This is a genomic window from Ruegeria sp. AL12, assembly GCF_056540885.1.
Map to the genome: position 1 here is coordinate 1 of NZ_JBQFXN010000006.1, position 22,497 is coordinate 22,497.

Annotated in this window: 25 protein-coding genes, 2 tRNA genes and 1 riboswitch; of the genes, 12 read left to right on the forward strand and 15 right to left on the reverse strand. The window is 57.9% G+C overall.

What is annotated here, in order from left to right; genetic code table 11:
• Positions 1-417 precede the first annotated feature (417 nt).
• Positions 418-493: transfer RNA gene (locus ACR0C6_RS14915), tRNA-Thr, on the reverse strand.
• Positions 494-728: 235 nt separating this feature from the next.
• On the opposite strand from ACR0C6_RS14915, the gene ACR0C6_RS14920 reads away from it, so the two are divergent.
• The 4 genes from ACR0C6_RS14920 to arsB are packed head-to-tail and all read left to right on the forward strand — an operon-like array spanning position 729 to position 4,829.
• On the forward strand, positions 729-1,556 hold the full coding sequence (locus ACR0C6_RS14920; RefSeq protein ID WP_480446560.1) for an arsenate reductase/protein-tyrosine-phosphatase family protein: 828 nt from the start codon (positions 729-731) through the stop codon (positions 1,554-1,556).
• The gene (locus tag ACR0C6_RS14925) at positions 1,553-2,551 is read left to right on the forward strand and encodes an ArsJ-associated glyceraldehyde-3-phosphate dehydrogenase (protein WP_480619998.1); all 999 of its coding nucleotides are present in this window, start codon (positions 1,553-1,555) and stop codon (positions 2,549-2,551) included. Before ACR0C6_RS14920 ends, ACR0C6_RS14925 begins: the two co-directional genes overlap by 4 nt.
• Positions 2,548-3,813 carry an organoarsenical effux MFS transporter ArsJ gene (arsJ, locus tag ACR0C6_RS14930; protein ID WP_171116943.1) on the forward strand — a complete coding sequence of 422 codons (1,266 nt, stop codon included), beginning with the start codon at positions 2,548-2,550 and terminating at the stop codon, positions 3,811-3,813. Before ACR0C6_RS14925 ends, arsJ begins: the two co-directional genes overlap by 4 nt.
• Positions 3,810-4,829, forward strand: coding sequence for an ACR3 family arsenite efflux transporter (arsB, locus tag ACR0C6_RS14935; protein WP_480620000.1), 1,020 nt, complete (start codon positions 3,810-3,812; stop codon positions 4,827-4,829). Before arsJ ends, arsB begins: the two co-directional genes overlap by 4 nt.
• 74 nt (positions 4,830-4,903) lie before the next feature.
• On the opposite strand, the gene cobO is transcribed toward arsB, so the two are convergent.
• From cobO to ACR0C6_RS14960, 5 genes are all read right to left on the reverse strand, one after another.
• Positions 4,904-5,503, reverse strand: coding sequence for a cob(I)yrinic acid a,c-diamide adenosyltransferase (gene cobO / locus ACR0C6_RS14940; RefSeq protein ID WP_171233952.1), 600 nt, complete (start codon positions 5,501-5,503; stop codon positions 4,904-4,906).
• Positions 5,504-5,559: 56 nt separating this feature from the next.
• Positions 5,560-6,495 (reverse strand): DMT family transporter, encoded by a 936-nt coding sequence (locus tag ACR0C6_RS14945; RefSeq protein WP_171724766.1) that lies wholly within the window; start codon positions 6,493-6,495, stop codon positions 5,560-5,562.
• A 45-nt stretch (positions 6,496-6,540) separates the two neighbouring features.
• A complete protein-coding gene (locus ACR0C6_RS14950) occupies positions 6,541-7,203 on the reverse strand; it encodes an HD domain-containing protein (protein ID WP_480620002.1) in 663 nt (220 codons plus the stop codon).
• On the reverse strand, positions 7,187-8,287 hold the full coding sequence (gene aroC / locus ACR0C6_RS14955; protein ID WP_480620003.1) for a chorismate synthase: 1,101 nt from the start codon (positions 8,285-8,287) through the stop codon (positions 7,187-7,189). The genes ACR0C6_RS14950 and aroC overlap by 17 nt, the downstream gene beginning before the upstream one ends.
• A 119-nt stretch (positions 8,288-8,406) precedes the next feature.
• Complete coding sequence (locus ACR0C6_RS14960; protein WP_480620005.1) at positions 8,407-8,847, reverse strand: 6,7-dimethyl-8-ribityllumazine synthase; 441 nt, start codon at positions 8,845-8,847, stop codon at positions 8,407-8,409.
• Between the two features lie 119 nt (positions 8,848-8,966).
• Positions 8,967-9,166, reverse strand: a riboswitch (FMN riboswitch).
• Positions 9,167-9,220: 54 nt separating this feature from the next.
• On the opposite strand from ACR0C6_RS14960, the gene ACR0C6_RS14965 reads away from it, so the two are divergent.
• Positions 9,221-9,832 (forward strand): FMN-binding negative transcriptional regulator, encoded by a 612-nt coding sequence (locus ACR0C6_RS14965; RefSeq protein WP_224858081.1) that lies wholly within the window; start codon positions 9,221-9,223, stop codon positions 9,830-9,832.
• 19 nt (positions 9,833-9,851) lie between these two features.
• Here ACR0C6_RS14965 and ACR0C6_RS14970 read toward each other — a convergent pair whose 3' ends face one another.
• Positions 9,852-10,298, reverse strand: a complete 447-nt coding sequence (locus ACR0C6_RS14970) for a c-type cytochrome (protein WP_480446567.1) — start codon at positions 10,296-10,298, stop codon at positions 9,852-9,854.
• 461 nt (positions 10,299-10,759) lie between these two features.
• Here ACR0C6_RS14970 and petA point away from each other — a divergent pair, with 461 nt between their 5' ends.
• The 3 genes from petA to ACR0C6_RS14985 are packed head-to-tail and all read left to right on the forward strand — an operon-like array spanning position 10,760 to position 13,500.
• Positions 10,760-11,344, forward strand: a complete 585-nt coding sequence (gene petA / locus ACR0C6_RS14975) for a ubiquinol-cytochrome c reductase iron-sulfur subunit (protein WP_152459513.1) — start codon at positions 10,760-10,762, stop codon at positions 11,342-11,344.
• Between the two features lie 15 nt (positions 11,345-11,359).
• A complete protein-coding gene (petB, locus tag ACR0C6_RS14980) occupies positions 11,360-12,691 on the forward strand; it encodes a cytochrome b (RefSeq protein WP_480446568.1) in 1,332 nt (443 codons plus the stop codon).
• A gap of 17 nt (positions 12,692-12,708) precedes the next feature.
• Positions 12,709-13,500, forward strand: a complete 792-nt coding sequence (locus tag ACR0C6_RS14985) for a cytochrome c1 (protein WP_152459511.1) — start codon at positions 12,709-12,711, stop codon at positions 13,498-13,500.
• A 145-nt stretch (positions 13,501-13,645) separates the two neighbouring features.
• Here ACR0C6_RS14985 and mtaB read toward each other — a convergent pair whose 3' ends face one another.
• Complete coding sequence (gene mtaB / locus ACR0C6_RS14990; RefSeq protein ID WP_480620008.1) at positions 13,646-14,902, reverse strand: tRNA (N(6)-L-threonylcarbamoyladenosine(37)-C(2))-methylthiotransferase MtaB; 1,257 nt, start codon at positions 14,900-14,902, stop codon at positions 13,646-13,648.
• A complete protein-coding gene (gene dapF / locus ACR0C6_RS14995) occupies positions 14,899-15,741 on the reverse strand; it encodes a diaminopimelate epimerase (protein WP_480446570.1) in 843 nt (280 codons plus the stop codon). The genes mtaB and dapF overlap by 4 nt, the downstream gene beginning before the upstream one ends.
• A gap of 210 nt (positions 15,742-15,951) precedes the next feature.
• On the opposite strand from dapF, the gene ACR0C6_RS15000 reads away from it, so the two are divergent.
• A tRNA-Lys gene (locus ACR0C6_RS15000) sits at positions 15,952-16,027 on the forward strand.
• A gap of 423 nt (positions 16,028-16,450) precedes the next feature.
• On the opposite strand, the gene ACR0C6_RS15005 is transcribed toward ACR0C6_RS15000, so the two are convergent.
• The 4 genes from ACR0C6_RS15005 to ACR0C6_RS15020 form a co-directional block, all read right to left on the reverse strand.
• Positions 16,451-16,795, reverse strand: coding sequence for a YidH family protein (locus tag ACR0C6_RS15005; RefSeq protein ID WP_480620010.1), 345 nt, complete (start codon positions 16,793-16,795; stop codon positions 16,451-16,453).
• Between the two features lie 154 nt (positions 16,796-16,949).
• Positions 16,950-17,450, reverse strand: coding sequence for a Dps family protein (locus ACR0C6_RS15010; protein ID WP_480446578.1), 501 nt, complete (start codon positions 17,448-17,450; stop codon positions 16,950-16,952).
• 69 nt (positions 17,451-17,519) lie between these two features.
• The gene (locus ACR0C6_RS15015; protein ID WP_480620012.1) at positions 17,520-19,145 is read right to left on the reverse strand and encodes an acetolactate synthase large subunit; all 1,626 of its coding nucleotides are present in this window, start codon (positions 19,143-19,145) and stop codon (positions 17,520-17,522) included.
• 51 nt (positions 19,146-19,196) lie between these two features.
• On the reverse strand, positions 19,197-19,358 hold the full coding sequence (locus tag ACR0C6_RS15020; protein ID WP_093961673.1) for a DUF1328 domain-containing protein: 162 nt from the start codon (positions 19,356-19,358) through the stop codon (positions 19,197-19,199).
• 123 nt (positions 19,359-19,481) lie between these two features.
• Here ACR0C6_RS15020 and ACR0C6_RS15025 point away from each other — a divergent pair, with 123 nt between their 5' ends.
• Positions 19,482-19,766 carry a hypothetical protein gene (locus ACR0C6_RS15025; protein WP_480620014.1) on the forward strand — a complete coding sequence of 95 codons (285 nt, stop codon included), beginning with the start codon at positions 19,482-19,484 and terminating at the stop codon, positions 19,764-19,766.
• A 166-nt stretch (positions 19,767-19,932) separates the two neighbouring features.
• Here the strand turns inward: ACR0C6_RS15025 and ACR0C6_RS15030 are convergent, their stop codons facing one another.
• A complete protein-coding gene (locus ACR0C6_RS15030) occupies positions 19,933-20,787 on the reverse strand; it encodes a formate/nitrite transporter family protein (RefSeq protein ID WP_480446581.1) in 855 nt (284 codons plus the stop codon).
• Positions 20,788-20,975: 188 nt separating this feature from the next.
• Here ACR0C6_RS15030 and ACR0C6_RS15035 point away from each other — a divergent pair, with 188 nt between their 5' ends.
• A complete protein-coding gene (locus ACR0C6_RS15035) occupies positions 20,976-21,167 on the forward strand; it encodes a PLDc N-terminal domain-containing protein (RefSeq protein WP_171172676.1) in 192 nt (63 codons plus the stop codon).
• Between the two features lie 93 nt (positions 21,168-21,260).
• Here ACR0C6_RS15035 and ACR0C6_RS15040 read toward each other — a convergent pair whose 3' ends face one another.
• Positions 21,261-21,659: a hypothetical protein gene (locus tag ACR0C6_RS15040; protein ID WP_480446582.1), complete on the reverse strand. Its 399-nt coding sequence runs from the start codon at positions 21,657-21,659 to the stop codon at positions 21,261-21,263.
• Positions 21,660-21,722: 63 nt separating this feature from the next.
• On the opposite strand from ACR0C6_RS15040, the gene ACR0C6_RS15045 reads away from it, so the two are divergent.
• Positions 21,723-22,472 (forward strand): Crp/Fnr family transcriptional regulator, encoded by a 750-nt coding sequence (locus tag ACR0C6_RS15045; protein ID WP_171172678.1) that lies wholly within the window; start codon positions 21,723-21,725, stop codon positions 22,470-22,472.
• The last annotated feature ends 25 nt before the right edge of the window (positions 22,473-22,497 follow it).

Genomic DNA, 22,497 nt, shown 5'->3' on the forward strand with positions numbered 1-22,497 from the left:
CGAACGCCTGGGTTGGTTGAACGATCCGGATCTGATGGAAGGAACGAAGCCGAAGGGGATGCACTGGCGCACGTATTATCGCCTTGTTGCGCAGTTGGAGCATTGGGAGGAAATGTCGAACAAGTCGCTGCTGCGATACTTGGGTAGGCTGGCAGTTAACCTTAAGGCAACGTGAACTCAGAGCACTTCGGGGGCGGTGAATTCTTCACCGTGCTTCTTTCGCTAGACCCGCCGCTCAGGCTTTCGCGTGCTTCCGCAATTCAACATTTATTTTCACCAACAGTTACCAACCTTCGGAGTCCCTAAATATCCATCGGAAAACGCGGACACGGTGTTACAAAGGGTGGATATCGGGGTGGATAGAAAGGGAGGGAAAGCTGAAAATATCATTTAAATCAAATACTTACATCTGATATGTGGTGCCGCTGAAGGGACTCGAACCCCCGACCCCATCATTACGAATGACGTGCTCTACCAGCTGAGCTACAGCGGCACCGTAGGTCATACCGAACACATTATGACCTAATGCGAAGCTTCGTTTAAACTGTCAGCCTGGCGCCTGCAAGCCCGGTTGCCACCGTTTTGGCGTTGCCCAGCACGGCCGGGCCTTGAGTTGTGAACCGAAAGCCTGCGGCCAATCTTTCAAATTGGCGCTCTGATCCGTGAATTTTTTGTGACGACGTGGAATGAAATTGACTCACCGTCTATATTTCAATAATTCATGAAATATGATAGAACATATAACCGATCAATTGACCATCCTTGGCCACCCGCAGCGCATCACCGTGTTTCGCATGTTGATGCGACGGTTTCCTGACAGGGTTCCCGCGGGCGAGCTGGCGGCGGAGCTGGATATCAAACCCAGTACCATGTCGAACTACCTGAATGCTTTGCAGCGGTCGGGGCTGGTGAAACAGGAACGATCCGGGACGTCTCTGCTCTATTCGATTGAAATGAAAACTGTGCAGCAAATGCTCGATTTCCTGATCTTGGATTGCTGCCGTGGCCGCCCGGATATCTGCATGCCCTTTCCCAAAGACACCGCGACGAACCGAAAGTTCAATGTGCTGTTCATTTGTTCCGGCAACTCAGCCCGTTCGATTTTTGCCGAATCCTTGCTGCGACAGATCGGCGGCGACCGGTTCAACGTTTATTCAGCCGGGACGCGGCCCAGTTCAGAACTCAATCCCTTTGCTGTGCAGGTTCTGCGCGACAAGGGGCACGATATCTCGGTCCTGCGGCCGAAGAATCTGTCCGAGTTTTCGGCGCCGGACGCGCCCGTCATGGATTTTGTCTTTACTGTCTGCAATCAGGCCGCCAACGAGGAATGCCCGGCTTGGGAGGGTCAACCGATAAGTGGCCATTGGGGCGTGGAAGATCCGGTCAAGGCCGAAGGTACCGACGCCGAGAAAAGCCTGGCCTTTCAAACCGCCTACGGCGCACTGAAGCGTCGGATTCAGGCCTTTTGGTCATTGCCGGTCGAAAGCCTTGACCGGATCGCATTGCAATCCGCCGTTGATGAAATCGGGCGCACGCCTACCGAGGAAACGAAATGACCACCTACGCACTGAACGGCCTTGGCCGTATGGGAAAACTGGCCCTGAAGCCCTTGCTTGAAAAAGGCGCAAAGATAGCCTGGATCAACGATGCCGTCGGTGATCCCGAGATGCATGCGCATCTGCTGGAGTTCGACACAGTCCATGGGCGCTGGGACGCGGAATTCGACCATGATGCAGACAGCATCACGGTCAACGGTACCCGCCTGCCGTTCGTTGGCACAAAAGACCTGAGCGCGTTGCCGCTGGATGGTGTTGATGTGGTGATCGACTGCACCGGCGTGTTCAAGACCGAAGCGAAGCTGGCACCGTATTTTGACGCTGGGGTGAAGAAGGTTGTTGTCTCTGCTCCGGTCAAGGACGGGTCGACGGCCAATATCGTCATGGGTGTGAATGACGGAACCTACGACCCCGCGGCGCATAAGATCGTGACGGCGGCCTCGTGCACGACAAACTGTCTTGCGCCTGTCGTGAAGGTCATTCACGAAAACCTGGGCATCCGCCATGGATCGATGACGACGATTCACGACGTAACCAATACGCAGACAATCGTGGATCGGCCTGCCAAGGATCTCAGGCGCGCACGCTCGGCCCTGAACTCTTTGATCCCGACCACGACCGGGTCGGCCACGGCCATCACTCTGATCTATCCGGAACTCAAAGGTCGTCTGAACGGCCATGCGGTTCGGGTGCCGTTGCTGAACGCCTCGCTGACCGATTGCGTGTTCGAGGTTGAGCGTGAAACCACCGTTGAAGAGGTCAACGCCTTCTTCAAAGCCGCTGCCGAGGGCGAACTGAAGGGCATTCTGGGCTATGAGAGCCGCCCGCTGGTGTCCGCCGATTATACCGATGACGAACGCTCTTCGATCGTCGATGCGCCCTCGACCATGGTTGTGAACGGGACACAGGCGAAAATTTATGCGTGGTACGACAACGAGATGGGCTATGCGCATCGGCTGGTGGATGTCGCGCTGATGGTCGGGGCATCATTGTGACGCAACGCCCCGAAGGACTGTCGGCCTATATCGCGGTCACGGCTGCCTATTGGGCCTTCATGCTGACCGACGGGGCGCTCAGGATGTTGGTGCTGTTGCACTTTCACACCTTGGGCTTCTCGCCGGTGCAACTTGCCTATCTGTTTGTGCTTTATGAAATCGCCGGGATTGTCACCAACCTGTCCGCCGGTTGGATCGCCGCACGGTTCGGGTTGACCTCGACCCTCTATGCAGGGCTAGGGGTGCAGATTGTCGCGTTGCTCGCCATGACGCAGCTTGATCCGAACTGGACCGTCGCGGCTTCGGTCACTTTTGTCATGATCGTGCAAGGGGCCAGCGGAGTGGCCAAGGATCTGGCCAAAATGTCTTCGAAATCGGCGGTCAAATTGCTGGCTCCCTCCGAAGGAGGCGCGTTGTTTCGATGGGTTGCGGTTCTGACGGGTTCGAAAAACGCGGTCAAAGGGCTGGGATTCCTGTTGGGTGCCGCCATGCTTGCAACACTGGGCTTCCTTCCGGCAGTGCTTGCCATGGCCGCCGCTCTGGCGGTGATCCTGGTCGCGGTGATGTTGTTCATGCCAGCGGGCCTGCCGAAGGGGCGCAAGGGCGCAAAGTTCTCTGAGGTTTTTTCAAAATCAGCAAATGTGAACTGGTTGTCCGCGGCGCGTGTCTTCCTGTTCGGCGCGCGGGACGTCTGGTTCGTGGTCGGCATCCCGATCTATTTCTATGCTGTTCTTTCAGATGGCACCGAAGAGGGCAATCGGGCCGCGTTCTTCATGATCGGAACATTCATGGCGGTGTGGATCATCCTCTATGGCGCCGTGCAAGCCAACGCGCCAAGGATTCTTCGTGCGTCAGATCGAACCGAAGGTGATCTGATCCGTGCCGCACGCAGCTGGGCGGCGATCCTGTTCTGTGTTCCTGCGGCTCTGACACTGGCTGTTTTGCTGTCAAATGGGCCCGAGACCTGGCTGACCCTGACGCTGGTCGCAGGGCTTTTGGTCTTTGGTGCGATCTTCGCGGTCAACTCATCGCTGCATTCCTATCTGATTCTTGCCTTCACCCGGTCCGAGCGTGTGACGATGGATGTCGGCTTTTATTACATGGCAAACGCGACGGGGCGGTTGGCCGGCACCGTCTTGTCTGGCCTGACCTATCAGGTCGGGGGGCTGCCCATGGTGCTGGGCACAGCGGCCGTGATGGTCGGGCTTGCCGCGCTGACCTCTGGCAAACTTACGGGTCAAACGGCTGAGGCGCTGTCATGAGCATTTTTGAACGGTATCTCACGATCTGGGTTGCGCTTGCGATGATCGGTGGCGTCCTGATCGGACTGGCCGCGCCGGGGCTGGTGCAGCTGGTGGCAAGCGCCGAAATTGCCAGCGTCAACCTGGTGGTGGCAGTGCTGATCTGGGCAATGGTTTACCCGATGATGGTAAACGTCGATTTCGGCGCAGTCGCCGGAGTCGCCCGCCAGCCACGTGGTCTGATTGTGACGCTAGTGGTGAACTGGCTGATAAAGCCTTTCACCATGGCACTGCTGGCCGTCCTGTTTTTCGACTATGTCTTCGCACCCTGGATCGCGCCCGAAGATGCGGCGCAATACACTGCCGGTCTGATCCTGCTGGGGGCCGCCCCTTGCACCGCCATGGTGTTTGTATGGTCGCAGCTAACCAGAGGCGACGCGACATACACGCTGGTTCAGGTCTCGGTCAATGATCTGATCATGGTCGTGGCATTTGCGCCGATCGTGGCCTTTTTGCTGGGTGTCACCGACATCGAAGTGCCGTGGCAGACTTTGGTTTTGGCCACGGTCCTTTATGTGGTGCTGCCGCTTGTCGCCGGGTTGATCACCCGCCGCAGATTAGGCTCTAAACAAGCGATAGAAGCCTTTTCTTCGCGGGTAAAACCGTGGTCTGTCATGGGATTGATTGCAACCGTGGTCATCCTGTTCGGCCTGCAAGGTGAGACCATTCTGGCGAAACCTACGGTCATCGTTCTGATCGCCGTTCCCATTCTGATCCAAAGCTATGGTATTTTTGCCATTGCCTATGGTGCCGCTTATGCGCTGAAGGTTCCCCACCGGATCGCAGCGCCCTGTGCCATGATCGGGACATCGAATTTCTTCGAATTGGCCGTTGCCGTCGCAATCAGCTTGTTCGGTCTTCATTCCGGCGCGGCACTGGCGACGGTTGTGGGGGTCCTGGTCGAAGTGCCGGTGATGCTGTCGCTTGTGGCTTTCGCCAACCGAACACGCCAGCGTTTCCCGGAACCTGCGACATGACAGAATCGGTCAACGCGGTAGGGCGATGACCGGAACTGGCGGCTATGCACCGCCAGCCTTGCAGCAACGTTGCTTCAGAAATCCACGCCGCGCTGTGCTTTGATGCCCGCTTGGAACGGGTGTTTCTCCTCGGTCATTTCCGTGACCAGATCAGCATACTCACGCAGCGCGTTCGGCGCGTCGCGGCCAGTCAGGAATACGCTGGTCTTTTCCGAGCGCGCGTTCAAACCTTCGATGACCTGTTCGACCGACAGGTATTCGTAACGCAGGGCGATGTTGATCTCGTCCAGAACAACCAGATCGTATTCGCCGCTGGACATCAGGGCGCAGGCCTTGTCGAAGGCGGCATTGGCAGCTGCAATATCGCGCTCCCGGTCCTGTGTGTCCCAAGTAAAACCTTCGCCCATCGTATGCCATGTCACCAGATCACGCTCTTCGAAGAAACGGCGCTCGCCGGTTTTCCACTTGCCCTTGATGAACTGCACCACAGCAACCTTCTGGCCCCAGCCCAGGGCGCGAATGACCACGCCGAACGCGGCCGAGGACTTGCCTTTGCCCTTGCCGGTATTGATCAGGACCAGACCGCGGCCTGGATCCACGGCCTCGGACACTTTCTTGCGGTGCTGGGCCTGCACCTTCTGCATCTTTTCCTTGTGATCCTGCGCGTCGCTCATTTGGGAACCTCTTTGACTGTTCGGCCCAACCTAGGGGAAGATTGCAAAAGGTAAAGTCACGCTTTGGGGTCCGTAACCGACCGGGCCTTGCCGCGCTCCAGCCCCAACTGGTGTTCGCGCCAGATGACGACAACATTGCCTGCAATCACCAGCGCGGCACCGATCAGGATTGCAAGCGTTGGCAGTTCATCGAACCAGACATAGCCGATCACGATCGCAAAAAGCATCGTTGCATAGTCATAAGGCGCCAGCATCGAGGCCTGGCCAAACCGATAGGAAGATGTGACCAAAATCTGCGCGACGCCGCCGATCAGGCCCATCATGACCATGATCAGAGCCTGATTCCATGTGGGCATCGTCCATCCCCAGAATGCCGTCAGAGCGGACAGAAGCGTCGCGGTCATCGAGAAATAGAACACGATGGCCGCAGGGTGATCGACCTTGACCAATTGCCGGATATGGATCTGAACGAAGGCACGGGCGAGGGTTGCGCCCAACACGCATAACGCGCCGATGGTGGCGGCGACCTCCATCTCGGTGGTGCCAAGACGTGGCCAGATCATGATCAGGACGCCCAGCAGACCCAAAGCCACAGCGCCGATACGAATAAGCCGAATCCGTTCGCCCAGCATGACGGCGGCCAGAATCAGGGTGAAGATCGGTGTCGCGTACCCGATGGCAGTGACTTCCGGCAGGGGCAACAGGCTGAGGCCGGTAAAGGTAAGACCCATGGCGCTTGTTCCCAGAACACCGCGCCAGAAATGGCCCATGGGTTTCTTGACCACAAAGCCTTTCGACAACTCCCCCCGCGCGATGAGCCAAAGAATGATCACGGGGATTGCGAACAGGGACCGAAAAAACACCAATTGGCCCGGCGGGAATTCATCTGAAAGTGCTTTGACCAGCGCGGACATCGACGTGAACAGGAACAAGGCGCACAGCTTCAGCGTTACGGCAAGCAGAGGTCGATGCGAAGTTAAGGGTTTTGTCATCGGCGCGAACCTGCGTCTTTGACGGGCAAAGATCAACGGGTGGATTCAGCAATTCGCCCAGGATTGCGGCAAGGAACAGCCGATCTCGTCGGCGAATTCTTCAAGAAAGCGGATCATGCGCGCGGTGCGTTGTTCTGCAATCCGCCTTCCGGTCTCGGTCAACATGTCACCTGGCAGGCGCAGCAGTTTCACCTTCCAGTGGTCGAGCGAGAAATGAAGGTCATCCAGTGGCCGGGCTTGGGCAAAAGGGTCCGCAGGATGGTAAAGAGTACGCCCCAAGGCTCCGGAAACGGAAAAGTTGCGGGCGATACCGATGGCGCCCAGGGCGTCAAGGCGGTCCGCATCACGCAGAATGCGTGCCTCGATCGTCTCAGGCGGGATATCGGCCGAAAAACTATGGGCTTCGATCGCGTGCTGGATCGCGCGGACCTGATCGGCCTCAAACCCGATTTCTTTTAGAATAGGCTCTGATTCAGCTGCGGATCTGCGCGAGGCAAGATGCCGGTCGGGATCGTCCTTGGGCAGATTCACAAGATCGTGCAGATAACTTGCGGCCAGCAGCACGGACATATCGGTTTGATCATCAGCGATGGCCCGGGCGTTGGTCCAAACACGATCCAGATGGGCCAAATCATGGGCCGGTTCCGTTTCCATGCGATGTGCGACCACAGCCCGCAGGCGGGTGCGCAGATCAGCCGATCCGTCCACGGTTCTCTCCGATCTGGCCGCGATGCAACAGCAGGTGGTCGAGGATCACGCAGGCCATCATCGCCTCTCCTACCGGGACCGCGCGAATACCAACACAAGGGTCGTGACGGCCCTTGGTGATGATCTCGGTCTCTTCGCCTGATTTGGTGATGGTTTTGCGTGTGGTCAGAATCGACGAGGTCGGCTTGACCGCAAAGCGCACGACGATGTCCTGCCCGGTAGAAATGCCGCCCAGAATCCCGCCCGCATGGTTCGAGCTGTATTGAGGTCCGTTCTGCCCCATGAATATTTCGTCGGCATTGGCCTCGCCCGTCAGTTCAGCCGCGGCCATGCCTTCGCCGATTTCGACGCCTTTGACCGCGTTGATCGACATCATCGCAGCAGCTAGATCAGTGTCTAACTTGGCGTAAACCGGCGCGCCAAGCCCTGCGGGCACGCCGCGCGCCACAACTTCGACAATTGCGCCAACCGAGTTGCCGGACTTGCGCAGATCGTCCAGATAGGTGGCCCACGTCTCGGCGGCTTGCGCATCCGGTGTCCAGAACGGGTTCTGTTCGATCTGGGACCAGTCGAAATTGTCGCGCTCGATCTTGTGCGGCCCGATCTGGGTCATGTACCCGGTGATCTGCACGTTGGGTGCGATCTGTTTGATCGCCTCACGCGCCAATCCACCCGCAGCCACACGCGCGGCTGTTTCACGTGCAGAACTCCGCCCGCCGCCGCGATAATCCCGGATCCCGTATTTCTGCCAATATGTGATATCGGCATGGCCCGGGCGGAACTTGTCCATGATATCGCCATAGTCTTTCGAGCGCTGATCGGTGTTTTCGATCATCAGCTGCACAGGCGTTCCGGTGGTTTGCCCTTCGAACACACCGGACAGGATTTTCACCTGATCGGGTTCGCGCCGCTGGGTGGTGAACTTGTTCTGCCCCGGTTTGCGCTTGTCCAGCCAGTGCTGAATCATGCCCTCGTCGATCGTGACACCCGGCGGGCAGCCGTCAACAGTGGCACCCAAAGCGGGTCCATGGCTTTCACCCCAGGTGGTGACACGGAATAGATGGCCAAAACTGTTCATCGACATGGGGCGTGCTCCTTTGAGCGTCGTGATTAGCGGGGAGCGCCTTGAGCCTCAAGGGGATTTGCGAATTGGTGAGCGCCACCTTGCGGTGGCGCGAATGAATATTTTTGAAAAGATGAAGATCAGGCGGCCAGCATCAGCGCCGTTCGGGTCGCTGTGATTTTCAGCGCAGCTTGTGCGGCTTCGCGGCCTTTCTCAACAAAATGCGCGCGGTAGATGGCGTTGTGGTGATCGGTTTCCTGATACTGGTGCGGCGTCAGGGAAACGGACAGGACCGGTACGCCGGTATCCATGCCCGCGCGCATCAAACCGTCCACGACGGCCTGGGCCACGAAGTCGTGACGGTAAATGCCGCCATCCACGACAAATGCGGCGCAGGCGACAGCGGCGTAGCGGCCGGTTTGGGCCAGATCGCGGGCCAGCAGCGGCATCTCGAACGCGCCGGGTACGTCGAAAACATCGACCTGATCGGCCGGGATCAGTTCAAGAAATCCGTCCAGCGCGCGGTCGACGATGTCGGAATGCCAGTTGGCTTTGACAAAAGCATAGCGGGTGTGTGTCATCGTGATCTCCTTTCAGTTCGGTGGCCCGCTGGCGGTCGCGAAAACCTTCGCTGCCAGCCCGGCATGACACGTCACCCAAGGCGATCACGAGCAGGCGCGCCGGTTCACCGGCACGGCTTGCACGTTCTCTTCCATCCGGACTTTGACCGTCGGCTCTGGCCTCTCACCAGATCTGCTGACACTCTTTCGTGGTTCCACACTCTGTCCGAATACCGGCCTCTGCCGTTCGGATCGTGGACACGGCAGAGCCGCTCGCGGGCTTGCGGGTCATGGCCCGCATACCGCCGGTGGGGAATTCCACCCCGCCCTGAGAACGAGGCAGACTTTGCCAAGAACCAACCCCATCTGCAAGAGATTTGGCAGGAGGTCGCCCATGCACCCAAATCCAGCCTTCCGCGCCGAGGATCGAGCGCGTCATATTGAATTCGCCCGTGACCGGGCTTTTGGCGTTCTGGCGATTTCCGGCGACGGCGCGCCATTGATCAGTCACGTGCCCTTTCTGCTGTCTGAGGACGGTGCGGTGGTCGATCTTCATCTGGTGCGATCAAACCCCATTGTCCGTATGCTGCACGGGCCGAAAGAGGTCAGGATCGCGGTGCAGGGGCCTGATGGCTATGTCTCGCCCGACTGGTACGGTGTCGCCGATCAGGTTCCGACGTGGAACTATGTCGCCGTGCACCTGACCGGACGGCTTGAACTGCGCCCGCAGGACGAGCTGCGTGATTTGCTGGATCGACAAACCGCATTCTTTGAAGATCGACTGCTGCCCAAGGCGCCATGGGTCACCGGGAAAATGTCTGATGACGCGTTGGCCAGAATGATGCGGATGATCGTACCATGCCGGATGCAGGTAGAGGATATCCAGGGCACCTGGAAACTGGGCCAGAACAAGCCGGAGGAGGCAAGAATCGCTGCCGCCGACAAAGTGCCCGGCGGATTTGGCAGTGAAACCGGTCAGCTGGCCGCCTTGATGCACAAGGCGTAACCAGCACCGGGAAAAAGGATTACTCGGAACTGAACGTTGCCAGATAGGCGGCGATATCTTCCGCGCCTTTCCTGAGCTTGACGCTCATGTTCGGGCGGGCGGTTTCGTCATCCAGATACTCTTTGATGAAACCGATGGGGTCTTTGGAATAGGCGGCGATGTTTTCTTCGGTCCAGATCAGACCCTCTTCGCCGGCGCGGATCATGTCATCGGTGAACATGCCGACCGGCAGGCGCTCGCTGCCATAGCGATAGTCTTTTTCGGACCCGGCGACACGTCCGACGACGCCATAGAGATTCGGGCCGGTGATTCCGCCTTTGACCAGTACTTCGCCGTCCTTGATGATCGCATGACACGATGAACAGCGGTTGTACATCGCCTCGCCTTTCGCTGGATCACCTGCCGAAAGTGTTTGCGAGGACAGGGCCAATGTGAATATCGCAGTGGCCAGGGTGATTTTTGACATAGGGTTCTCCTTGCAGGAGTTCGCGCGTTTTTGCGCTGTCCGGTATTCACGGAAAAAGTGCAACTGTGTAATTGCGCTCAATTTTCGATTTAATTCATCTATTTGGCGAATATGATTTACTCAGCAGACAATCGTTGCTTCGTGATGCTGATTGTCAAGAATACGCTCTCAAATGACTGGCCGACTGGTGGTCAGAATCGGGCTGGATTTCGCCTGCAAAACGGAGTTCGAGGTTCGAATCAACCCCACTTGATTCGAAGCCGCAGGCAAAGTTGCGGACGAGAATCACCAAAAAAAGCCCCTCGTCACGTGCACGAAGGGACACATGCGGCGTATTGCGCGTTTATGAACGCTGGACGAACACTATTCTCCCCGATAGTAAGCGCGGTTAAGACACCGCATTCGTGCGGTGCGCGAGCTATTTGCCCGTCCTCGGGCGCCAGATAATCGGAGATAACCTCGTGTCCCACGCAGAAGACCACGAAGGCACCCGCAGAGATTTCCTGTACTACGTCGCTGGCGGCGCAGGTGTCGTTGCAACGGGTGCAGCCGTATGGCCACTGATCAACCAAATGAACCCGTCGGCAGACGTTCAGGCGCTGTCCTCGATCCGTGTGGATGTGAGCGGCGTCGAGCCGGGCACGCAACTGACGGTAAAATGGCTGGGAAAACCCGTTTTTGTCCGTCACCGCACCGGTGCCGAGATTCAGGAAGCACAGGAACAGGACGCCGAAGGTGTTGATGCGCTGCCAGATCCGCTTGCGCGCAATTTCAACCTGAGCGCAGATGCGCCTGCGACTGACGCAAACCGCGTCATGCCGTCACCGGAAGGCGAAGCGCCGGGTGCCTGGATCGTTCAGATGGGCGTTTGTACGCACCTCGGCTGTGTGCCTTTGGGGGATGCCGGCGACTTCGGTGGCTGGTTCTGCCCGTGCCACGGTTCGCACTACGACCTCGCCGGTCGTATCCGTAAAGGCCCCGCGCCTGAGAACCTGCCTGTCCCGCCCGCAGAATGGGTGGACAACAGCACAATCAAACTCGGCTAAGGGAGACCCAAACTTATGTCCGGAATTCCCCACGATCATTACGAGCCGAAGACAAACGGTGAGAAGTGGCTGAACAGCCGTCTGCCGATTGTTGGCCTGCTGTACGATACCCTTATGATCCCGACCCCCAAGAACCTGAACTGGTGGTGGATCTGGGGCATCGTTCTGGCATTCTGCCTGGCGCTGCAAATCATCACCGGTATCGTTTTGGTGATGCACTATACCCCGCATGTTGATCTGGCCTTTGCCAGCATCGAGCACATCATGCGCAACGTGAATGGCGGTTACTTTATCCGCTATCTGCACATGAATGGCGCATCGCTGTTCTTTGTGGCGGTTTACATCCACATGTTCCGTGGCCTGTATTATGGCTCGTACAAAGCCCCGCGTGAAATCACGTGGATCATTGGTATGCTGATCTACCTGATGATGATGGGCACCGCCTTCATGGGCTATGTTCTGCCCTGGGGTCAGATGTCCTTCTGGGGTGCGACCGTGATCACCGGCCTGTTTGGTGCGATCCCGTTTGTTGGTGACGCGCTTCAGACTTGGTTGCTGGGCGGGCCCGCCGTGGACAACGCCACGCTGAACCGATTCTTCTCGTTGCACTATCTGCTGCCGTTTATCATTGCGGCATTGGTTGTGGTGCATATCTGGGCCTTCCACACCACCGGCAACAACAACCCGACAGGTGTTGAAGTGCGTCGCGGTTCGAAAGCCGAGGCCGAGAAAGACACGCTGCCGTTCTGGCCGTATTTCGTGATCAAGGATCTCTTCGCGCTGGCCGTGATCCTGGTCGTGTTCTGGGCCGTCGTGGGCTTTATGCCGAACTATCTGGGCCACCCGGACAACTACATCGAAGCCAACCCTCTGGTGACACCTGCACACATCGTTCCCGAATGGTACTTCCTGCCGTTCTACGCGATCCTGCGTGCGTTCACCGGTGAGGTCTGGGTCGTTCAATTCGCAAGCTTCATCACCGGCGGTATCATCGATGCCAAGTTCTTCGGTGTTCTTGCGATGTTCGGCGCGATTCTGGCCATGGCGCTGGCGCCCTGGCTGGACACGTCTAACGTGCGTTCGGGTAAGTACCGTCCGATGTTCAAATGGTGGTTCTACCTGCTGGTCATCGACTTCTTTGCCCTGATGTGGCTGGGTGCGATGCCCGCGGAAGAGCCCTATGCGACCTTTTCGCTGATCGCGTCCGCCTACTGGTTCGCCTATTTCTTCGTGATCCTGCCGATCCTCGGAGTGATCGAGAAGCCTCTGGCACAGCCCGAGACCATCGAAGAAGACTTCAACGCGCATTATGGCAAGGCTGACGCCAAAGCCACGCCGGCCGAGTAAGAAGAGGGACCGGAAACATGTTCAAGAAACTTGCAATCGGCGCCGCGTTTGCCTTGGCCCTGACCCCTGTTGCATCCATTGCAGCAGGTGGGGGTGAGCAGCATATCGAAGACTTTGACTTCTCGTTCGAAGGACCCTTCGGTACCTGGGACCAGCATCAGCTGCAGCGCGGCCTTCAGATCTATACCGAGGTCTGCGCAGCCTGCCACGGTCTGCAATACGTGCCTCTGCGCGATCTGGAAGCGCTGGGCTATTCGGAAGAAGAAGTCATCGCCTATGCGGCTGACAACTTCGAAGTGTTCGATCCCGAGCTGGACGATTTCCGCCCGGCGATTCCGACTGACCACTTCCCGGCCAACAACGGTGTCGGCGCACCGGACCTGAGCCTGATGGCCAAGGCCCGCGCGGGCTTCCACGGACCTTACGGTTTGGGTATCAATCAGCTGGTCAAAGGCATGGGCGGAGCCGAGTACATCGCCTCACTGCTGGACGGCTATACTGGTGAAGAGAAGGAAGAGGCAGGAACTGTCCTTTACGAAAACAAGGCCTTCCCCGGTGGCTGGATTTCGATGGCACCGCCGCTGGCGGATGAACAGGTCGAGTTTGCTGACGGGCACTCGAACTCTGTCGAACACATGTCAGAGGACGTCTCGGCGTTCCTGATGTGGGCAGCCGAGCCGAAGATGATGGAGCGCAAGAACGCTGGCTTTGTTGGCGTGATTTTCCTGACCGTTCTGTCGGTGCTTCTCTATCTGGTCAACAAGCGCCTGTGGGCTCCGCATAAGGGTAAACTTCGTAAAGAAGACTGAGACCCTTTTCAGTAAGCATAAATTGAAACCCCCGCGCCATCCGGTTGCGGGGGTTTTTGTTACCAGAACGGGTCACGGGCCCTTGCCCCCCTTCTTGGCCATTAGCCAGTTCTTAACCGGGGTCTTTCTTGCCTGATGAAGGTAATCAGGCCGTGAGTTGGGTCACGGTCTGCCCGGTTATAGCAGCGCGTACGATCTGGCCTTCGGGTTGAGGTGCTTTGAACGAAACCTCGGTGAACTGTTCGGTCCGGCCCATATGGGCGTTTTCCATCAGGATGTGATGGGTCTTGCCGATTTGCTGCGACAAGTGCTTTGTGACCTGAGCGTCGCCTGCCGCGCGCAGGCGGGCGGCGCGATCCTTGATGACCGTTCCATTCACCTGCTGCGGTATGCGGGCTGCCGGTGTTCCTTCTCGCTTGGAATAGGGGAAGACATGCAGCCAGGTCAGGTCGCAGTCGGTGATCAGCTTCAGCGAGTTTTCGAAATGCGCTTCGGACTCGGTCGGGAAGCCTGCGATGATATCCGCGCCAAAAGTGATCTCAGGGCGCAGCTTGCGTGCCTCTTGGGTAAAGCGGATGGCGTCGTCGCGTAGATGGCGGCGTTTCATGCGCTTTAGAATCAGATCGTCGCCGTGCTGAAGCGACAGGTGCAGGTGCGGCATCAGGCGCGGTTCGGTTGCGATGGCCTGCATCAGATTCTCATCAACCTCGATCGAATCGATCGAACTGATGCGCAGGCGTGGCAAATCCGGCACCAGCTTGAGGATGCGCATCACAAGATCGCCCAGCTTGGGGCTTGCGGGCAGGTCGGCACCCCAGGATGTCAGATCGACCCCGGTCAGCACGACCTCGTTATACCCCTTGTCGACAAGCCGCTTGATCTGATCCACCACCACACCGGCCGGGACGCTGCGTGAGTTGCCCCGGCCATAGGGAATGATGCAGAAGGTACAGCGGTGGTCACAGCCGTTCTGAACCTGCACATAGGCGCGCGAGCGGGTGCCGAACCCGTCGATCAGATGGCCGGCCGTTTCGGTGACCGACATGATGTCATCCACCTGCACCGCCTCGGTCTGGCCGATGAAATCGGCAGCCATGCCTTGCCAGGTCTCGGGGCGCATCTTTTCAGTGTTGCCGATGACCGCATCGACCTCGTCCATCCGGGCAAAGGTTTCGGGCTCGGTCTGGGCGGCACAGCCTGTGACGATCAGACGGGCATTCGGATTCTCGCGCCGTAGCTTGCGGATTTCCTGCCGGGCCTTGCGCACGGCCTCAGCCGTCACTGCGCATGTATTCACCACCACAGCGTCTGTCAGACCGGCCTGTTGCGACAGCTCTTTCATCGCCTCGGTTTCATAGGCGTTCAGGCGGCAGCCCAACGTGGTGAACTTGGGCGGGTTCATCCCAGCGACCTCAGAAATTCAGGCGTCAGAGTGCCAGAGAAAACGTGACATGTCGGGCCGGTCATCCAGACACCATCGTCGCGCCAGTCGACCCAAAGCGTGCCACCATCCAAATCAATCCGCACCTTGCGCCCGGTCAGCCCCCGTCGCGCGGCAGCCACTGTTGTTGCACAGGATGAAGACCCAGATGCCAAAGTGATGCCTACTCCGCGCTCCCAGACGCGCATACGGATGTGATCCGGGCCAATGACCTGGGCCACCTGGACATTAGTGCGTTCGGGATAAAGCGGGTGGTATTCGTAACGCGCGCCGAATTCTGCCAACGGGATCGCTTCGGCGTTTTCAACGAAGAATGTGCAATGCGGGTTTCCCATTCCCGTTGCCGTCGGGGTGCCTTCGATTGGCAATTCCAGCGTGTCCATCTCTTCTGCCAGAGGAACTTCGCGCCAGTCCAGCTGCGGGTGCCCCATGTTGACTGAGGTAAGCCCATCGCCGGCATCCCGCGCATGAAGGGTTCCACGTTCCGTGGTGAGCTTCAGGGCAGAGCGACCCGTCTCATCCATAAGCAATCGTGCAATACAGCGGGTGGCGTTGCCGCAGGCGGCCGAGGTTGATCCATCGGAATTGTAGAACACCAGATGCGCGTCGGCTTCACCTTTTTCGATAACGGCCAACTGATCGAATCCCACACCAAATTGCCGATGCCCGATTCCCCGGGCCAGCGCCGGCGTGATCGGGGCATCCTGCGCGCGTGCGTCAACAATGACAAAGTCATTGCCCAGCCCGTGCATCTTTATGAAGGGCAGTCCGGTGTCGAGTCTCTGTTGCATGGCGGGCATATAACGTCGGTCCGAACATGAATCCACCCTGTCGCGAAGATTCCTCAAAAAAGGGGTTGACCCTCCAGCGCCACCTGCCTAATTAGGCCGCCTATCGGGTTGCCGGAAACACAAGTTGTCACGGCGAAACGAGGCGCAAAATAAGGGCTTGAACCCGGTCGGGGAATTGCCGTAAAGAGCGCCACGGATCAACAGATCCAACAAAAGAGTGGGCCGTTAGCTCAGTTGGTAGAGCAACTGACTTTTAATCAGTGGGTCGCAGGTTCGAATCCTGCACGGCTCACCACTTTTTTCTAAGTTAAAATAATGTGTTATGCGCTGTAGCGATTGTGTTGCTACTTGCTCAGCAAGAACATCTGCTTTGAATGGGGGACTTATGGGGGACAAATTCCGCTGATTTCTAACCCTAGTTCAAACCCGTAGCCAGCCTAGCTGATGTCAGGTTTTTTAAGCATTTCTTCAAAGGAGGTGCGTCTGCATCATCTTTCGTCAAAAACGCTGACCAGCTTTCATCGGCGAGTGTTTATTGATTTGCGCGGGCGGGCTATGTGCAATGATGGCCTCGTTCCGGGCCTCGACACACAAGTCAACATGCGTCATGTCGTTGGAATGACAGCTCAGAGCCCTGTACGACGCCTAGTCCGCGATCGACACGAGATTCAGGAGTCCGGTCTTGACTGGCTGGAAGGCGATGTCGGCGCAAGCCCGCTTAGACAAGCCACAACACAAGGCAACATGCGATTGATCCGAGGGACAGGCTTCCAACAACCAATTGCAAGTGGAAGCGAGATGCCGGTTGGGCGCTGTGCGCTTCCAATCGGGAATACACGCGGCGGGCGTTCATCCACGCTCCACAGTAGATTAGCAGCGAGATCAACACAAAAAGGGTGGCTGCAGCCTTCGCCAGCCACTCGGGTTCGACGGCGGAAAATACGGCCTTAAGGCCAAGGGCGATGGCCACGCATGCCATTCCGGTTCTCATCCATCCCGCAAATGTGCGCTCATTTGCCAAAATGGTGCGGTCTTCGGCCCAGTCGGTCCGCTCCTCGGCCAAGTTTTGGCTTTTCGTGTTTTTTTCAGACATTGCCGCCCTTTGGACTAGTCACCAGATCGGAATGTGCAGGCTTGCCGGTTTTTCGGCAAGCCTGCCCAAGACCTTAAACGCGCACAGTTGGGTCGCAAAACGACACACGCGCCCGGTCACCGCGTCAGCTTGATTTCGAGATCGCCCGCAGCATCCAAGCTGCCTGCTCATGAAATGCCGAACGTTCGGTCGCCAGATCTTCAGTCACGACGTCTTTGCGGCTTCCTGCAAGCTCGGTCAGGGTGTGCAGGCGGTGCGCCACCCGCTCGTGATCAGCAGCCAGATCTTCGATCATGTCGGCGGCGGACAGGTCCCCTTCGCGATCCTTGATGGCCGAGAAATCCAGGATGTCGGACATGCGCGAGGGCGCCAGGTGTCCCAGCGCGCGGATGCGTTCCGCGATCTCATCAGCGGCGGCGAACATGTTTTCGTACTGTTCTTCGGTCAGCTTGTGGATCGAATAGAACAGAGGGCCTTCCACGTTCCAGTGATACGCATGTGTCTTGAAGGTCAGCCGGTAGGTGTCGGCCAGAACATCAGCCAGACCTTTGGCCAAAGGCGCGGTGTCGCGCACGCCAGTGGAAACGGGGTTTTCGTTCGGGACAACGTTCAATGCGTCGGTCATGACAACTCCTTTTTTCTACTGGGGAAGAAACGCCCAAAACCGGATTTGGTTCCACTTTCGGCGGAAAAATCAGTTGACGGTGGGCATCCCGCCATCAGCCGAATAGTCGACCGACACCCGCAGCAGGGTTGGAATGGCGACGTCAGCCGCCGCCTGCAGCGCAGGAGCAAGATTGCCGAGACTTTCGATATCTTGGTAGATCCAGCCAAAGGATCGGGCCAGAGACTCCCAATCGGGGTTGCCGAAGCAAAACTCGCGCGCACCAGGCTGTTTTTCGTCGATCAGACCATAGCCGTTGTCTTCCCAGACCAGAACAGTCACGGGCACGCACAACCGGGCCGCCGTCTCCATCTCCTGAACATTCATCAGGAAGTCCCCATCACCGCAAACGGCGATCACCCGACCCTCGTCCAACAGACGGGCAGCCTCGATCGCTCCAGGCAGCGCAAGGCCCATACCGGCCAAGCCGTTCGGAATGATGATTTGCCCCGCTCGGCGTGCTTGAACCTTGCTGGCGACCCAAAGTTTGTGCAGGCCCACGCCAGACAACAGAACGTCGCTTTCGCGAAGCGTTTCGGAAATCGCCTGACAAATGTTCGACGGCGCGACACAGGCGGCATCGGAAGCTGTTGCTACACCTTCCAGCGAGGCGTCAATCCTCCGCTGGAGACCTTTGAACCAGCTTTGCGCGGGACGTTCGGCCGAGGCCTTGGCCAGAACGTCAATGCAGTGCGGAAGGTCCCCGGTCAGAGCGGCCTTTACCGGCCAGTCCACATCAACAGTCGAGGCCACGTCCGAGACCTCGAGAACCGGCTTCTTACCGCCCATCGAAATGTTCGAGGGTGGATATTCGACCGGGTCAAACCCGATGGCAATGATCAGGTCGCACAGGTCGAAGGCTTCAGACGCCAACTCCTTGCCCGGCTGACCGATCGAATGCAGCGAGAGCGGGTGCCCCGGAGGCAAAACGCCTTTGGCCATGAATGTCGTGACGACCGGGGCAGAAAGGCTTTCTGCAAGTGCCCGAACGTCGCTTGCGGTGCCGGATCGGATCACCCCGTGTCCCGCAAGGATCAAGGGCTTTTTCGCCTCGGCCAGCAGGCGCGCGGAACGGATGACCGCATCGGCCGCCGGTCGCACCTCGGCTGGCGTCGAGGCCACGAAAGGTTCGGCCAGTGTCGGGACCTCGGCGAGATCCTCGGGCAGGGAAAGGTGGACGGCTCCGGGTTTGTCGATCTTGCTCAATCGCACGGCCTCGGCCACGACTTGGGGAATTTCATCCGCGACCATCAGCGTTCGGCTCGACTTGGTGACTGGCGCAAAGAGTGCTTCGAGATCGATGATCTGATGGCTTTCACGGCCCAGCCTGGACCGCGCCCCCTGTCCTGTGAGGGCGATCAGCGGCACATGGTCAAGCGTGGCATCCGCCACACCGGTGACAAGGTTGGTCGCTCCAGGTCCAAGCGTCGAAAGGCAAGCCGCCGGGTTCCCCGTCAACCGACCGTGAACCGATGCCATGAAAGCCGCCGACTGCTCGTGCCGGCACAAGACGAAGTCGATGCTCGACTTGTCGATTGCGGCGATCAGATCGGTTGTTTCCTCACCCGGAACACCGAATGCACAGGTCACGCCGTTGGCCTCGAGGCAGGCAATCAGCAATTCGGCGGCGGTTTGGGTATGGACGGCATCTTTCATAGGGCTTTGAACCTCGGAGTACTGTTTCAGGGAGTGCGGATGCGCGGGGGCTTACCCACGGATCAGCCGCAAGATCAGCGAACCGATGAACAGGACCAGAAAGATCACGAAAAGGATCTGCGCGATACCGGCCGAGGCCGACGCGATGCCGCCAAACCCGAAGATGCCAGCAACGATAGCAAGTGCGAAAAAGATCAGCGCCCAGGACAACATGGGATTTCCTTTCATTTTTGTGACTACTGACGGAGCAACGCTTGGAACCCCAGATTGGTTCCGGATCATTTTGGTGGAACCTTTGGCGACCGCCCGCGTTGGGTCGATGAAAGGAGATCTGACATGACACAGAAAACGGCGAAGAAGGCCCCTCAGGACACTCCGCATTTGGAGATGGCGGCGCGGATCGACGAAGTGGCCAAGGAGGCCAAATCAGCGTTGGAAGATGGCGTAACCGCAACGCGTGACACGTTGAAGACGGCGCGCGACGAGGTGCAAAAGCAGCTGACACAGACATCCGAGAAAAGTACAGCATTCGTGCGCGAGAACCCGGGCTTGGCAATGGTCGGAGCGTTGGGCGTGGGTGTCCTGCTGGGCCTCGCGTTGCGCAAGGTGAACCGCAGCTAGAACACGCGGTACACCGCGACCGATATGGGCATCGAATACGTATTGCCGGCCATGCTCGGCTTGGGTTTGGCCGGTCTACTGATCTGGTTTTTCATCAGGAATCGCTGACACCGCTATTCGTCATTGCCACGCCAACCAATCCGCCATCCCAAAGACCCAAAGCGCCTCAGCCGCGCTTTGGGTCTTCTTCTATTTCGGGTTTGATCTGGGCGTATGCCAGCATCGTGAAGACAGCAGTTCCTCCGATGATGTTGCCGGCGAGGACGGGCAGGAAAAAGCTGAAAACGGCTGCGCCTACTGGCAACTGCACCTGAAGCATCAGAACCGCCATTTCTACCGAACCGGCAACGACGTGGGTAAAGTCACCGGCCGCAATCATCCAAGTGAAGATTACGATGACCAGCACCTCGTTGTTCTGCGCCGATGGCAGCATCCAAACGATCGCCGCAATCAGGATTCCCGCCGGTATTCCGCGCAAAAAGCCATCCCAGGCGCCCATGCCGGTGGCGTGATGACTCAGGTCGTTGATGACCGAGACGAGCTGAGGTGACAACACTGGCGTGTGGATCAGGAAGGCAGATATCGCAAACGCCCCCAGCACATTAGCACCCAGTACGATTGCCCACAGCCTGGCGGTATTGGTGAAGCAGGCAACGGACGGATTTATCATGGCTGGAACGACAGTCGTAATCGTGTTTTCGGTAAACAACTGCATCCGCCCCAAGATGACCAGGACAAAGCCGAGGGAATAGCCCAGGTTCTCGATCAGAAAGCGCCCGCTGGTTTCGGGCAGATGTGCCCGCAATATCGCTTCGCCCAGCACCGAAAAGCTGATCAGCACTCCAGCGGCAATCCCGGACCAGAACAACGCTTTGGTCGGGCGGTCCAGTTCCTCCTCACCGTTTTGGCGGATGGTCTCGAATATCAGGCGCGGAGACAGCCCGGACGCTTCTTCGACCGCTTCGCGCTCACTCTCTTTCTCGACAAGATCGTCTCGCGGCGCGTTGTGTGTATTGAACATTTTGACCCCTTGTATCGACCTTCAAGCCCAACGTTCTGCCGGTCGTTTTGGTTCCATCAGGCGTAAAAAATCCTCAAGCCTCGTGCGAGAACTGGGATCACACCCAGATCTTTGTCGGGAACTTTTAGCCACCTATCGCGTTGTGACCTTGTAGGAACAACGACAAGTAATTCGAAAGGAACTTCGGTATGGTGGAAGTATATGGCATTGGCGGTCTGATCGTCCTGGTTTTGTCGATCTGGGCCATTATTTCGATCATCGGCTCGTCTGCGACGACCGGTGCAAAAATCCTGTGGGTCCTTTTCGTTCTGTTGCTTCCGGTCGTCGGCTTCATCTGCTGGCTGATCTTTGGCCCGAAGGCAGCGCGCAGCGCGATCTGATCAGCGCGGAAATTGTCGGTACAAAAAAGCGCGGCATCGGCCGCGCTTTTTTTGAGTCAATTGTATAGATGGTGAAATGGGCCTTGTGCCAGTTCACCCAGGATCAGCGCCGATCTTCAAGCCGTTCCCACTGAAATCAATGGCTGCGATCTTGCGGGCAAGATCTGCGGCAGTAAAAGGCCGTATCAGTGCCGCACATTCAAATTGCGCTTGCACCTCGGGGGACGGGTCCAACAGCAACAGTGCACTGCCGCGCTCGGCCAACAGCCGCGCGACGGCGTCAAATGACGTCTCACTTCTGCGATAGCTCAGAACGCTCAAGGCCGGGGCGAATTCGGGGTCCTGCCAGAAATGCCCACCCGCGTGCAGCTCGCGGATATGGACAATGCGATCGGTCGAAACTCCGGGGATGGCGTCACTGATGTCCGCTGCTTCGATAAAGTTTTCCGTAACAATCAAAACATCTGCTACGCTGCGGGAAGAGGCTTCCATAAATACCATCCTAAAATCTGTTCGATGCCACCGTAGGGCAATCCCGCAGCGCCGCAATAAACTATGACACAGCAACGAAAAATTTCTCTGATCGCATGTGCTGACTGTCCGCTGAGGCAGATGGACGTCTTCCTGCCGTTTTCGGAAGACGACCTGCGATTCATGCAGGGTTTCAAAACCGGCGAGATGCAGGCCGAACCCGGAACACAACTGTTCATCGAGGGCGCGAAATCCGCGCATCTGTTCACGGTCCTGAGCGGGATGGGCGTTCGCTACAAAACGCTGGAAAACGGTCGTAGGCAGGTCATAGGCTTTGTGCTTCCAGGCGATCTCGTCGGGCTGCAGGCTGGCGTCATGGGCGAGATGCGGCACTCGGTCGAAGCGACAACCGCGATGCGGCTGTGCGTTTTCAATCGCTCGCGGCTGTTCGAGTTATATCAGAACCAGCCTGATCGCGCCTTTGACCTGACATTCCTGGCCGCGGTCGAAGAGCATTTTCTGGGCGACGCCCTGACAACCGTCGGCCAGCGCGGCGCGATCGAGAAGATCGCGTGGAGCCTGCACCGCTTCTACACAAGGTCGCAGGCTGTCGGATTGGCCAAAGGCTTGCAGTGTCCGCTGCCCTACCGGCAGCAGGATCTTGCGGATGCGTTGGGCTTGTCGCTGGTTCACACGAACAAGACCCTGCGTCGGCTGAAGGATCTCGGTCTGGCCGAGTGGTCCAACAATGTGCTGCAGATTAACGATCTTGAGGGTCTAGCCGAGCTTGGCTTGGTCGAAATCACCGAAGCCGTTCCGCGCCCGCTGATCTAAACGTGGCGGATGGACAGGAATTAAA